The sequence below is a fragment of the Sagittula sp. SSi028 genome (genome assembly GCF_048553715.1).
Classification (GTDB): domain Bacteria; phylum Pseudomonadota; class Alphaproteobacteria; order Rhodobacterales; family Rhodobacteraceae; genus Sagittula.
In genome coordinates this window covers 423,037-436,642 of the sequence record NZ_JBLZNC010000004.1, presented here as the reverse complement: position 1 = coordinate 436,642, position 13,606 = coordinate 423,037, and the positions used below count along the sequence as shown (strand labels likewise).

Annotated in this window: 7 protein-coding genes; 1 reads left to right on the top strand and 6 read right to left on the bottom strand. The window is 60.7% G+C overall.

Going from position 1 to position 13,606, the window contains the following annotated elements:
• Positions 1 to 223: 223 nt before the first annotated feature.
• The 3 genes from ACN5AZ_RS10660 to ACN5AZ_RS10650 all read right to left on the bottom strand — a co-directional run bounded on the left by ACN5AZ_RS10660 (position 224) and on the right by ACN5AZ_RS10650 (position 8,574).
• Complete coding sequence (locus ACN5AZ_RS10660; RefSeq protein WP_419428859.1) at positions 224 to 1,276, bottom strand: Gfo/Idh/MocA family protein; 1,053 nt, start codon at positions 1,274 to 1,276, stop codon at positions 224 to 226.
• 39 nt (positions 1,277 to 1,315) lie between these two features.
• A complete protein-coding gene (locus tag ACN5AZ_RS10655) occupies positions 1,316 to 2,392 on the bottom strand; it encodes an Ldh family oxidoreductase (protein ID WP_419428858.1) in 1,077 nt (358 codons plus the stop codon).
• A gap of 314 nt (positions 2,393 to 2,706) precedes the next feature.
• Positions 2,707 to 8,574 carry a GEVED domain-containing protein gene (locus ACN5AZ_RS10650; RefSeq protein ID WP_419428857.1) on the bottom strand — a complete coding sequence of 1,956 codons (5,868 nt, stop codon included), beginning with the start codon at positions 8,572 to 8,574 and terminating at the stop codon, positions 2,707 to 2,709.
• A gap of 313 nt (positions 8,575 to 8,887) precedes the next feature.
• Between ACN5AZ_RS10650 and ACN5AZ_RS10645 the strand changes: the two genes are divergently transcribed.
• Positions 8,888 to 9,151 carry a hypothetical protein gene (locus tag ACN5AZ_RS10645; protein WP_419428856.1) on the top strand — a complete coding sequence of 88 codons (264 nt, stop codon included), beginning with the start codon at positions 8,888 to 8,890 and terminating at the stop codon, positions 9,149 to 9,151.
• A gap of 202 nt (positions 9,152 to 9,353) precedes the next feature.
• Here ACN5AZ_RS10645 and ACN5AZ_RS10640 read toward each other — a convergent pair whose 3' ends face one another.
• The 3 genes from ACN5AZ_RS10640 to ACN5AZ_RS10630 all read right to left on the bottom strand — a co-directional run bounded on the left by ACN5AZ_RS10640 (position 9,354) and on the right by ACN5AZ_RS10630 (position 13,563).
• Positions 9,354 to 9,842 carry a response regulator gene (locus ACN5AZ_RS10640; RefSeq protein ID WP_419428855.1) on the bottom strand — a complete coding sequence of 163 codons (489 nt, stop codon included), beginning with the start codon at positions 9,840 to 9,842 and terminating at the stop codon, positions 9,354 to 9,356.
• Between the two features lie 294 nt (positions 9,843 to 10,136).
• A complete protein-coding gene (locus tag ACN5AZ_RS10635; protein WP_419428854.1) occupies positions 10,137 to 12,512 on the bottom strand; it encodes a calcium-binding protein in 2,376 nt (791 codons plus the stop codon).
• Positions 12,513 to 12,849: 337 nt separating this feature from the next.
• A complete protein-coding gene (locus ACN5AZ_RS10630; protein WP_419428853.1) occupies positions 12,850 to 13,563 on the bottom strand; it encodes a hypothetical protein in 714 nt (237 codons plus the stop codon).
• Between the last annotated feature and the right edge of the window lie 43 nt (positions 13,564 to 13,606).

Here is a 13,606-nt window from a genome sequence, read left to right as displayed (position 1 = left end):
GACTTCGGAAAGAAAGGCTCCAGACGCGCCATCTGCGCATCACTCAACCAGAAGAGATCAGACATGTTCACCGCTCGATTTTCGAGCCGTGAATCACGCTGATACCGGGAAATCGATGGGGCCTGACCCTAAGGCCTTCTTCGCCGAAATCGTTGTCGCCGCATCGGTCATCTATTGGCTATGTGTCCTGAGCCGACCGTACCGTCTGAATGTGGCCCATCAATCAGTTGCCCAGTTCAACTGGGCGTCCGGTCCGCGACGAGGTTTCGATTGCCGTGATCAGGTCGTGCGACACCAATGCTTCGTGCCCTGTGACCATAGGTTTGCCGCCGGTCCGGATGGCCTTGATAAAATCCTCTATGACGGCCTGATGCCATTCGTGTTTGCCACCCAGCAGCGGATTGACCTTGCGGGGGGCGTCGTCCTTGGCTTCGACGTCGACACGTCCCTCGCGCCAACTGATTTCAAGCGAATCCTTATCCAGCTTCAGGCTGGCATTCTGGAAATGGAGCCGGATGACCTCGGTGCGATGCGGGTACATGGCCGTGCTGGCGGCAAACGAGCCGACCGCACCGCAGGCAAACCGCAAGCCCGCCACGGCGAAATCTTCGGCCTCCATCCGGTGTAGCGGTGTTGTCGCGGTCATGGCCTGAACGCGCGTCACGGGGCCGGTCAGACTAAGCGCCAGATCGATAGAATGGATCGCGTTTGTAATCATGACACCACCGCCATCACGGGCATAGGTGCCGCGGCCAAGCTCGTCATAGTAGGCCTGATCGCGCCAAAGCGGCACGGCAATTTCCACCAGGCCCAGCGCGCCCAGCGCACCGCTGGCCACATGGCGGGTGGCCGCCACTGACGGGGCGCGCATGCGGTGCTGGAACAAGACACCCAAGGTCACGCCCGCATGGTCGCAGATGTCCACAACCTCGCGCGCTTCCTCCGGGTTCCGGCCAAGCGGCTTTTCGAGCAGGATATGTGTGCCGGAGGCCGCAAGCACCTCGATCACGTCTTTTCTGACGCTGGGCGGCGTGGCCACGATGGCCACGGGAATGTCCGGGTTTTCTGCGACAGCGGACAGATCAGCGGTAAAGTCCGGGGCGCAGCCGTCATAATACTCCGCCAGATAGGTGGCCCGCTCTGGCCTGCGCGAGACGATTTTACGCAAATCCGCCTTGTCCTGCGCCGCGGACAGCGCGGCCACATGCGTTTTGGCGATCATTCCTGCGCCGATCAGGGCCACCCCTGCGCGCGCGCCCTGCACCGTTTTCACCATGATTTCCCCTCCCGTTATTTTGCTAAGAGGCCTGTGTGCTTAGCCGCACGTCACACCGGCCTTTGCAAAAGGCACCGCAATGTCGGCCAGTTCGGCAAGACGGCCAAAGGCGCGGGCGGTGTCCGGATCGACCGGAACACCTGCCTTGTCGCGGCGGTCGGCCTCGGCCCATTCCCGATCTCCGGGTGCCATGACCCGTGCCCCCGCGCGGGCCGCGCTGCTGCGCAAAGTCTCCATGTAATGCAGCATGCCTGCGCGCAGCATCTCGCCTCCGATGAACCCGTCGGGGTCGATACAGATCACGAATGCGCCCATCTCACGGGGCGTCGACACATCCGGACCGGCCATCGGCAGGATCTCGGGGCCGATTTTCATGCCTGTCAGAATGGCCGAGAATATTTCCGCAAGCCCCGCAAGACCTGCCCCCTTGAAGCCGAATTCGCCGCCCATGGGCGCCAGCATATCGACCGCGTTCGGGTCCGGCGTATCAACACCTTGCGCATCTGATGCCGTATGGTCCGGCAGTGCGCGCCCCAGAGATTTGTACAACTGCACCCGATTGTAGGGCACCGCGCTGGTCGCCATATCGAGCAGCCAAGGCCGGTCGCCCGCGACAGGCACAGCAGCGGCAATCGGATTGGTGCCATGAAACCGTTCCGCCCCGTCATGCAGACGCACAAAGCTGTCGGAATGGCACATGACAATCCCGATCATCCCTGCCTCTGCCATGGCCAGCGCGTAGGCGCCCGCGGGTCCGAAATGCGACGTGCGGCGAATGCCGACCGCGCCGATGCCCGCCTCGCGCGCAAGGATGCAGGCAAAATCGCTCGCGGTATAAGCGGCCAAGGCACCATGCCCGTTATCCGCATCCAGCAACCCCGATCCGGCTCGGGTCCGGTCAAACCTTGTGCGCGGCGTGCCGTTTACCCGTCCGCCGCGCAAAACCATATCGTAATGCGGCAAAAGGCGAACGCCGTGGCTGTCCACGCCAAGGCGGCTGGCGTGCAGCATCGCACGGGTGGCAGCGGCAGCGCTTGGGGCGTCTGCACCAGCGGCGCGAAGCACTTTATCGCAAAACTGTGAGAGATCCGAAAGGCTTGCGTAGCGGTCTGTCATTGCGATGGCTCCGGTCCGGTCACAGCGCAAAGCGCTGACACACAGCCCGCTGAGCTGCCAGTCAGCGCCATGCCGATAAAATCTGTCATCAACCCAATGTCTCAAATATGTCCAATGCACACATTAGACATTACTATTACCAGCGATCAAGTCCTTTGAGCAAAGCGCCGCGCCTTCTCGACAGGCATCACGCCACCCTGTGCATAGCCTTACGCGCAACAAAATAGACGACCCGCGCCATGCGGATCGTCTTTGGGCCGCCAAAATCCCGGACCGCACAGCGGTCATGGATGGCCACTGGGCGTCAGCCCATCTTAGGGCGAGATGGCCACCTGAAAGCTGACTGACCCTGTCTCACCGGGTTCGTATGTGCCGGTGCAATCCCATTGCAGTGCGCCCGCGTACCCCGCCGTGTTTGTGGCAGGCTGGGCCAGCGTGCATACCACGCCAGATCCCACATTCACCGGCGACGGAATGGCGGCGGCCAGCTCTGTGTAGGGCGGCGTGCGGTCATGGATCACGATCTGGGTCGCGGGCAAGCTGCCGGGATTGTCCAGATAGATGCGATATTCCAGCACGTCCCCAAGGCTTGCGCCATTGCTGACCCCTTCGGCGGTGCCCTGCGTCAGGTTCCGCACGGTTTTGCGCAGTTCCAGCCGCCCCTCGGACCCCTCGACCCGCACGGTATCGGTGTTGCGGTCCTCTTCGGTTAGGCCGGTCGCCCCATAGGTGGTCTGGGCGATGACATCAAAGGCAACCCGCGCCCCCGGAGCAGCCGCCGCCGAGGCGGTGACACGTGCCACCAGACAGATCCGCGTCCCTGCAGACACCGCAACGGGATCGCTCACAGGCGTGACCGCCGTCCCGTCGCAGGCCGGATCATAGAACAACCCCGTGGCAAACAGACCCGGCGTGGTTTCGTCCACCACAGCGGTGCTGAAGCTGACCGTGCCTTCGGCATCAGCCACATAGTCATGCCGCAGCGAGACCACCTGTCCGGCGCGGATGGCGGCCTGCTGGTCTTCGGTCAACCGGGCCTCCTGGATCAGACCGAACCGCAGATCGGTGTAGTCAGCCCCCTGCCCCGGCTGAAAGCTGTAGCTGCCATCGCGTGGATCAGGATTGCTCAGACCCGGCAGGCTGCGCGGATCCTCTGACACCAGCGAGTACCCGTCGCTGGGGATGACGCGCACCGTGAGGCGGTCAAAGTAGTTCTCCGGCAATGTGACGGTCCAGCTGCCATCCGCCGCGACAACCGGCGCGGCAACGACGGTGCCTGCGGAATTCAACAACTCGATCCGCGCGGCGGCGGTGCCGGGCTCCTCTGCGGCCTGCTGGCCGTCATAAGCGGTGCCAGAACCGCCCCCATGGTCAAGGAACACCACCCCCGACAAGGTCGCTCCATTGCCGTCAAAGACCACGGTGGCACTGGCCTCGTCATCATCGGCAATCCCGTCGGACAGATCGTCGGTGACCGCCCCCACGGACGGGTCACTGTCAGGGTCCGCCTGATCGGAGGCGATGATCTCTGCCAGATTGGTGTGATCGCCGGTCTGGTTCATCGTCACCCGAATGGTCAGGGTTTCGGTTGTCCCGCTGGCGATGTCGCCCAGATCCCAGACCCCGGTGCCTGCGTCATAGCTGTCGCCCTGCGTGGCCGCTGTGTCCGACACGTAGCTGTAGCCATCGGGGATCAAATCACGCACCTGCACACCAGTTGCAGCAGACGGCCCGTCGTTGGTGACCGACAAAACAAAGTCGATCTCTGTATTGGCCGGGGCAAGGCCGATCGGCGCGCCCGAGGTGTCAAACGCTTCCTTGGTCAGCGACAGGTCAACCGCCGTGGCAACACCAAAATCGTATCCGCTTGTCGTGCTGCCCGCTGTCACCCGAACCGGCTGGTAAGGATTTTCAGTGGTGAACACAGAACCCGATGGCAAATTCGGATCGGTTTCGCTCACTTCGATCCGATACACGATCCGCGCCGAGATATCTTCAAAAAGATAGCCCCCGCTGGCGTCGGTCTGCGCGCTTTGAATGAACGTATCATCCGTTGGATCGCTTGGTGTTCCATTGATATCGTAGGCCGATACGGTGACATTCGGGATGCCCGGCTCGGTCGCCGAGCCATCGGGCGTGCCCGAGAAGTTGCGATCTTCGAACACCAGCCCGCTAATCGACCCTTCGGGCGGCAGGGGACCGTTGGTCGAGGGGCAAGCCGCCGCATCTACGCGGTTGTCCGTGCCCAAGGTCAGCGTATCAATCAGCGTTGCGCTGCCATCACCGTCACCCTCAAACCCCACATTGACCGCGAAAATCTGATTGCCGAAATTCTCTTGGACATAGAACCGCCCAGAGGCATCAAACCACACCGCGCCATAGCTTGATGTGTAGGTCGCCGGGCCAAAGTCGACAATCGAGGTGCTGCCGGCTGTGCCGCCATTTGGGTCGAAGTAGAACAGCCGGTCTGTGGTGCTATTGATTCCGTAGAACATCCCGTCGTTAGGGTTGAATGCGAAATCGGCAACGGTAAGCGGCTCCGAGAAGGTAAGCTGCCCCAAGTCTACCGGGTTGAGCGGATCGCTGAGATCCAGCAGCTGGAAAGCACCACCCGCGCTGACGCGGTAGATCATCACCCCGTTGGACATGATGTCGCCGGCATTGCTACCCACCGTGGCAGTCGCGGGAATGGTAGAAACAATCCTGAAATTGCCCAGTGAATCCAACTGCACAAGGTCACGGTTGCCGTTATCGACACCATAGAACAACCCGTCTAGCGCATTGTACCCCCAGGCCGCGTTGTACTCATCCGCCGCTGGCGTACCCACATCGTTATCCGAGATAGTGTAGCCGCCAGAGCCGTCCGGTGAAAACACCAGTTCCTGAAGTCGCGAGTTGCCCGCCCCCACAATGCGATAGAGCGTACCGTCGCAGACGAAAGGCACGGCATTGTTTGAGAGGCGCACGTAGTAATCCTCGACCTCGCCGTCGAGGTTCAGACCGTCGAAAGCATCTGCGACCAGTCCGCTGGTGGTCGACCAACGGACCCGTGCGTATGTATAGCCGCTGTTGATGGTGTTCGGCACGTTGATGTTGAGCGTGATCTGATTGTTGAAAACGCCATCGGTATCCCCCGTGCCGCCGTCGCGGTAGTCTGCGGCCACCTGTTCACCGACATCGAACACGCCATTTTGGTTCCAATCGATCCAGACCTGCAGGTTGGTGATACCGGGTGTCAGCACCGGCACCCCCGCGTCATAAGTATCAGACAGGAGTTCATGGGTCTGCACAGTCAGCGAGACGGTGCTGCCTGCCTCAAGCACCGGAAACTCGGCGATTGAATCCTCGTCATCTATCCCGGAAAGATCGTCGCCGTCTGCCAGCTCGCTGTTTTGCGGCGTGATCTCTGTGTCGGGCAGGCCCGCGCCAAGATAGATCGTGGGCACAACGATATGGCGCGGATCGCCATAGCTGGCAGGCGCATCGCCGCGGTCAACCAGATCGGCGGCGACAATCAGCAGTGAATAATCCTCAACTTCGCCATCAATCGCGAAACCGGCAACAGGTGTGCCAAGCGCACTGGCATAGCGGAAGCGCGCATAGGTGGTCGATGTGGTGGCATCCGACGGCACGCTCACGTCGACCTGAATCACACCGTCGCCTGCTGTATTGTCGAAGCCGGTCCCGTCATCCTGCAGATCCTGGGCAATGCGTTCGCCCAAGGTTTCCTCGAACAGGCCGTCACCGTTGAAATCGATCCACGCCTGCAAATACCCGCTGCCGGTGACAGGGATGTTCAGGGTGCTGATCATCCCTTGGGTCAAAACAGGGAACAGCACAGCGTCTTCGTCGTCGATGTCGAGCAAATCATCCGCCGTCGCTGTCGCATCCGATTGTGGCAGCGGTTCGATATCCGGCGGGATCGCACCAAGGTACACAGTGGGCACCGCGTCCACCCGGTGAGAGGCGGGCAGATAGGTGATCGGCGCATCGCCAAAGTCCAGCCCCAGCCCCTCGAACACCGTGACCATGACGGTCGCGCGATCACATTGCAGCGGATCGAAGGCGTCGCACAGCTCGTAGGCGATTTCATAGTCGCCAGCGGGCACATTGGCAGGCACGACAACACGTCCCTCATCCAGCCCGCTGGTTTCCAGAAACGGCACAAGGTCGCCGGGGCTTTGCGGTGTGGCGGGTGTGATCACCGTCAGATCGGCATTCAGCACCGTGGCGGGCAGACCGTTCACCGTATCGTTTGCATAGACCTCTCCCGCCGTGCCGCCCACCAGTGTGTTCAGCGGCGTGGCGGTATAGTCATCATCTTCCGCCACCACATTCGGCGAGACATTGGTGATCGCACACAGCAGCGTCGATGCCGCGCGGCGGTCGCTGACGGCGGAAGCCCCTGCATAGCCGTGGATGAACTCTGCCTCGACAAAACCGCTGTATTCATAGGTCGCATAGTTGTCGAAGCTGGTCTCGTTTGTCTCATCCAGCCAATTGGCAGGGTCGCCAGCCTTGGCCGGGTCCATGGCGATGGCTTGTCCGCCAGAGGCAAAGCCAACCAAAGGTGCCGTGTTGAAGTAGGACACCGCATCCGGTGCCACCAAGGGGCCAACAACCGCCGTGCTGTCATCACCAGCGGCGCGGCTGTCCACATCGGTCTGCTGGACAATGACACCGTTGATGCGGGCCTGATCGACGGCTGTGCCCAGCGGCGTGCCCGCCGTCGCACTGCCATCCTGCACCAACCGCAGACTGTACGTCACAAATCCCTCATCCCCGGGGATCATCTGCGCCTCGACCGCGTTTGCCGTCAGCCGCACATCGGTTGCGTCCGAGATCTCGGTCAGTTGGAACACCACGTCCAGATCATTGCCGTTGATGTCCTGCGTCACGTTATCGAACACAAAGATATCCGAGGTGGTCAGCGCCGCCGCACTGCCCGATCCCGCAAGCTGGGTGCGCGGCTGGGCAAAGACCGACTGCGGCGTACAGGTGCGCGGGCCTGTGTCCGCGCTGAGCACATTGGTGATGATGCTGGCGTTCTCGGGGTTGGATTGCAGACGCGACACGAAGGGCTGACCGATCAGGCCGATGCCTGCGGTCGCGGTGCTGTCGATCGCCCCTGTCAGCACATCCGCGGCCGACACGGTGTAATCGGCGGTACAGACAACCTGACCCCCCGGTGCCACCGGTGCGCTGATCGCCGGACAGGTGACGGTGCCAAGCAGATCATCCTCGATCACCACATCCTGCGAGGTATTGAACGGAAGGCTGCCGTTGTTCGTGACGGTATAGACAAAGGTAATGCGATCCCCCTGCAGCGCCGAGCTGGGCGAAGTGTTGCGCGTCAGGGTGATGCTTTGGTCCGTGGTAAACGTCACATTGGCAAACAGACCAATACCGCGCGCCTGCGGATCATACGGCAAGGTTTGCGGATCATAGTAGCTGCGCACCTCGCCGATGCTTTCGTCATACCAGATCGTCATCGTCGACGTGCCGTTCGGATAGTTCAGCCGCAAGGTCCCGTTTGTGTCGTTGTTCGACGTCGGAGACACAACAGCCCCCCCATCAATAAAACGGCACTGCGCCTCGTTCGCGGCCAAAAGCCCTGTATCACCAGAGCCGAGACCGGGACCGACGATCAAAGTCGGCGCGGGGCCAACCGTGCTTAACGTCGGGTTGCCATTGTCACCAAAGGCCGTGACGAAATCGCATCGATCGCCAGTTGAGTTATTGTCCGTGGGGTCGATGTCGAGAATATCAACCACCAGATTATCAACCTGCACCGACACGCCGCCAGAACTGGCAGACACGGTTGCAACGATCCGGTCATCCCCGCGCTCACCGCGATTGCGGGGCGCATCCCCGATGATGATCAGCGACTCGGCATTGCCGCCAAAGATGTCGACATCGTCAGGGGTCGGCGTGGGCGCATTGCCATTGCTGGCATCCGGGTACGTTTGAAGATTGCCGGTGATTGTCACCGTGCCATCGACCTGAAACCCGTATTGGTCGCGCAAGGTCCGCACCAATGGCCCCTGGTTGCCCGCAGGCCAATCAAAAGTGCTGAGGTCCAGTGCAAAATCCCCCGCGTGCAGCGCACCCGTGGGCATAAGGCTCAACGCCGTCGCGGCAAGCGCCGCTTTGACGCCATGACGTCCTGAAAACAATTTCATCAATGAACCAACCTCGTTTTGTCGTCTGTGAAACGGGTTGCGCGACCGGCTGTGGTTACGCGAACGACCGGTTCCAGACTTCGCACGCATTGGCTGATCTGCCTGTGGTGTAGTCAGACAGGGGCGGCGCGCTCAAGTGTACGCCGATATGCTTTCGCATATGCGCCCCCACCCCCTGCCCTGTCCGCCAACAGGTCTTAACCGAAAGGATAGTGCGCTAGTCGTCGGGCAGGTCCCGCAATGCTTCGGAACGCACACCGGCTGCGCATTTGCCGTCTAGGGTGAGATCACGATGCAAATAGCGAGACAGCTCATGGACCACGAATTCTACACCACTCACGAGAATCCCCCCCTCGCTGCGGGCCTGATGTGCACGCTCACTGTAGGGTTTTCGGTCTTTGGACTGCTCTTGATGGCGGGCGTTCCCATCGTCCCTGCCTACTTCTTTGCATCCATGTTTAGCGCCGTCGGGTTCATCCTACCGGTCGCGCTGGCCAGTCTGCGAAAGGCCATGCGCGGGCAGCCCGGCATGGTGCCCACGCGGCGCTATCCTGCTCAGGTGCTGGACCGTCATTGACGCATCCACACAGCGGAGCCCCAATGGATTGAACCGCTTGATCCATTGTCCCAGGGGACCGTTACTACACCGCACCAAGCCCCCGCTTGGTGCGGCTTTTTTTCGTTATGACACCGGCAAACAAAAACCGCGCCAAGGACAGCCCTTGCGCGGTGATGCACGGTCTCATACGACGCCCCCGACCGGGGCGCAGGTGGTCAGCTTAGTCCCGGGTCTGAAGCGGGGGGATGTTCAGGCCACGCTGCTTGGGCCGGCGGTTCACGCGGGACTGCGACTTGATCAGGCAACGGCTGATGTTTACCAGGGCCGCCGGTTCGAACGGCTTGTCGATCCAACCGTTTGCCCCCGCATCAAGAATATCGCCACGGGGCGCCTTCGCGGGTTCACTGGACAGAACGAAAATCGGAACAGACCGGCCGGCGGCATTACGGCGGATGGCCGAAATCAGGCCCAAGCCGTTCATGCGCGGCATGTTGTAGTCGGTGAAAACGATATCGGGGCGGGTGCGATCGAAAACCTCGACCCCCTCAACCCCGTCACGGGCATCGAAATAGTCGAAGCCCGCCTGTTCAAACAACGTGCGAAGGATGTAGCGGAACACCTCGGAATCCTCGACCACCAGAACACGCGGCCGCAGACGTTTGCCCACAATCTGATCCGTGCCGCTGCTTGCGTCTGAATAAAGTCCCAAAATATTCTGCCCTTGTCGAAATGACGTCTGCCCAAGATCCAGAGGTGAAAGCCGAGACGGTGGTGTCATGTCGTCCTCCTGTGGTTGGGTTAAGTTTAGAAACCATAGAACTGGCAATCAGGCGCGGTGGATTGCGGTTAATGAATGTATTCTTGTTGATACGTTCACCAACATTTGGGTCATCCCTGATACCTGCGGGCGATTTCCTGTCTTCCTGGGTGGGCCCCTGTCCGAACGGTTATGATGTTTCTGACAGGGGCAGCCGTGCCTCGCCGGCTTTTCGCGCAAATAGGTTTACGCGATGTTCAGGCTTCCGCTGTCCCAGAATTCATCTTCGTCGTAATCGCCTTCAAGAACGATCCGGCGGTTTTCGTCACCTGCCAGCGTCATGATCAGCTCTTCACCGGTGAAACGCAGCGACAGATCATCCGCATCCTCGACATCGTCGGACCGGATACGAAGACTGTCACGACCCAGAGTAAAATCCGTCACACGGGTCTCGAACGCGTCTCCACGGTCCTCGATCGAGACGGTATCACGGCCAAAACCTGTCAGGATGACATTGGTTCCAGAGCCAGCGTCCAGCCAGTCGCCACCAGCGCCGCCTTTCAGCGTGTCGTCGCCAGAGCCGCCGAACAGAGTGTCCTTTCCATCGCAGCCCTTCAGCAGGTCATCGCCGCGCTGACCTTCGAGCCGGTCATCACCGTCGCCACCAGCCAAACGGTCACGCCCGCCACCGCCACGCACCAGATCATCGCCCTCCCCGCCTTTCAGCTTATCGTTGCGGTCACCGCCGATCAGCGTGTCGTCGCCACGGGTGCCTTTCAAAACGCCATCCTCACGGTCAGGGCGCGGGCGCATCCCTTCGGGTTCGGGGGCTGCGCGCAACGGTGTCACCTCTGCCTCCTCCGAGACGGCCACTGGCGCGCTGTCGGTATCAATCGCGCGAGCCAGCGGCGCAAATTCGCGGGCCGGATCGATGTCATCAAAGCTTGCCACCAGAATCTCTCCCGGCTGCAATGTCACCTCTAACACAGAGCCGGTCATCACATCGTCAGCGGACAGGGTGCGGATCACACCTTCGGAGGAATTGCTGCCCGGTGCATCGCCCGCCGCCACGCCAAGGATCTGGAACTGCGCCGTATCGGAGCCGTCCAGAATGCTGCCCAGATCGACACGGGTGGTTTCCGTCCCATCCGCCGTCGAGGCCAGAAACAAGGCCAGATCGCCGTCGCCGTAAAAGCCGTGCAGATCCGCATGGGCCAGCTCTTCTTCGGTGTCGCGATCATTCGCGTCAAAATCGATCATGGACTTGCCCGGGATGTGCGACGACATCAGATTGAACATCTTGCCCGCAGGCGTCAGCTCCACATGCTCGAACCCTTTGGAAAAGGCATTCGACGTGTTCTGCAACAAGGGCCATGCGTGGGCGACGTCCACCCCACTGTACATGAACTCCTCGATCATGTTGAGCATTTCATGCGACTGGAACAGGCCGAAATCCTCGTTGCGGTCGAACAGCCGCGACGCGCCGGAGACGTTCCATTCCGTCACATAGATATCGAGATCCGCATCGGGAAATTCGTCGCCCCATGTGTCCTTGATCGTGTTGAGCTGAAAGGACCGCTGACCGTCCAGCGCGGGCTCTTTGGAGTAGACATGCGCCACAATCCCGTCGAGCGCATCGATGGTGCCATCCTCATAGAAGGACATGATGATCTCGTTGGAAATCTCGGTCCAGTTCGGCACACCGGAGCCGCGAATGATGCTGTCATCCAGACCAAGATCGTATTTGTCGTTGAGATCATCGATGACCTCGTCATTTGACATGCCGTCGTAAACACGGCTGAGCGAGGCGTGATCAAAGTTCGTCCCCACCTGCACCACGATGCTGGTGTCGACCTCTGTCCCCAGCGTGTCGGCGATCAGCTGCAGTTCGCTGTCGATGATTTCTGTCATCTCCGCAGACAGGCGACCGTATTCAGCGGAGTTCATCCGCCCCGAGCCCCAGTATTCGTTGCCGATCTCGAAGGCCTGGATCTCGACGTCGCCATACACGCCGGTCACTGTGTCATAGACGAAATCGCGCAGCGCCTCTTCGTCGATATCGGTAAGACGGTCGCCATTGGCATCGGTCCTGTCCGACAGTTGCGTGCGGGTCGGCACCACCAGTGTGACAGGCTGGCCCATCTCTTCGGCGGCGGCCATGAATTCCGAGATCGGAATAAAGTCAGCGGTGACGCCATTTTCGTTGCCGGTGACGACCGCGCGGTCGGGGTCGCGAATGTCAAAGTATTCTTCGGTAAGCGATCCGCCGGGGTAACGCAGGTCCGTCACCCCCAGATCGTCAACCAGATCGGCATAGGAGCCTTCGCCGGTCATCTCGCCGCGTGGGGCCAAAATGTTGCCACCAAAGAGACTGTCCACCGCTTCCTCGCCCGAGGTGGTCATACGCCCGAGGCTTTCGACCTCTGCATTCGAGGCCCCCCCCGGTTGTGCGGCAAGGCTGCGAAGTGAGACCGGTGCGGGATCTATGCGTGCAGATACAGGTGCGTCCTGCGCGGTCTCCTGCTCTGGGGCAGAGCGCTGTCCGTCACCCCTGCCAGCCCGCAAGGAGGCCAGGGCGTCCGCATCATTATTTCTGAAAAAATTGCGCAAAAACAGTCTCATGCCCATCTCCATCCAAAGCGAAAGACATGCGACCCCCGGTCACCGCAGACGGAGTCTGCGATGGCATTTGAACTGTTTTTCAATGTCCGGCTGTGTGACCTTGAACCCGGGTCACGTCTTTCAACTCTGAATTAATCAGGTGGGGTGATTAAGGTCCGTCGACATTCAGCGCATGGAATGTATCCCGAGGTATAGGACGATATACAGGGAATGATCCGACGTACTGATTTATCGCCGCCCGCTCTCGACAGGGCGCCGGTTTCGGGTGCCGCCATACGCAAAACGCCACCCTGAAAGGGTGGCGCTAACATAAGGCGAATCATGCGGTTACGGGCAGTCAGCGGGCGGCGAAGATCCGCGTCATTTCCGCGTCAAAGGTCTGCCAGCTGATGGTGGCACGGTTGCCCGCATAGTTGTGATAGCGTGATTTGCCGGACGGCAGCGGCAGCCCCGCCCAGATCCCTGCGAGGTTATACATGAACCGCTCGCGGGATATCTTCCCCGCCATCAGAGCGCCGTAGCCTGCGTCATCAAGCAAGATATTCGCCAGATGGTCCTGAAGCTGCGGAGAGAACAACTCTGTCGGGGCGACACCTGCGCGCGACAACAGGCTGCGCAGCGTAGACGGGATGAACTGATAGCGACCAATCGCATGCGGTTGCCCCGGCGTGGCGTAGATCCATTGGAAAATTTCCTGCACCGTCATCTGCGTAGGCAGCTTTGGCGGCAGACGGCGCGCGCCAAGCTGCACGGCATCGTATCCGGCCATTCCGGCCTCGGCATAGGCGATCAGATGGCGCAACTGCGCATCCGGCCCGCCTGCGCGCGATGACACGAAGGGCGCGCGCCCTGACCCAGAGTATGCCACGACCTCTGGCATATCGATCAGGATCGGCGTGGCCTCCCCGTCAAGCCCCAGACCAAAGTGAATGCGGCCATCGCTTGTGATCGCGGCCATGTCGAACTCTGTCCCGTCTTGCGTCTGCGCGCCCCCCATAGAGGCCATGCAGACGGCTGAGACAATCGATGCGGTCAAAACCCTTTTGAACATTACTCCGTACTCCTGAACCAACTGAGTGCCGGATCATTCTAGA

Coding starts and splice junctions, on each gene's coding strand:
- ACN5AZ_RS10645 (WP_419428856.1), top strand. CDS start 8,888: ATGGACCACGAATTCTACACCACTCACGAGAATCCCCCCCTCGCTGCG.
- ACN5AZ_RS10635 (WP_419428854.1), bottom strand. CDS start 12,512: ATGAGACTGTTTTTGCGCAATTTTTTCAGAAATAATGATGCGGACGCC.
- ACN5AZ_RS10650 (WP_419428857.1), bottom strand. CDS start 8,574: ATGAAATTGTTTTCAGGACGTCATGGCGTCAAAGCGGCGCTTGCCGCG.
- ACN5AZ_RS10630 (WP_419428853.1), bottom strand. CDS start 13,563: ATGTTCAAAAGGGTTTTGACCGCATCGATTGTCTCAGCCGTCTGCATG.
- ACN5AZ_RS10655 (WP_419428858.1), bottom strand. CDS start 2,392: ATGACAGACCGCTACGCAAGCCTTTCGGATCTCTCACAGTTTTGCGAT.
- ACN5AZ_RS10660 (WP_419428859.1), bottom strand. CDS start 1,276: ATGGTGAAAACGGTGCAGGGCGCGCGCGCAGGGGTGGCCCTGATCGGC.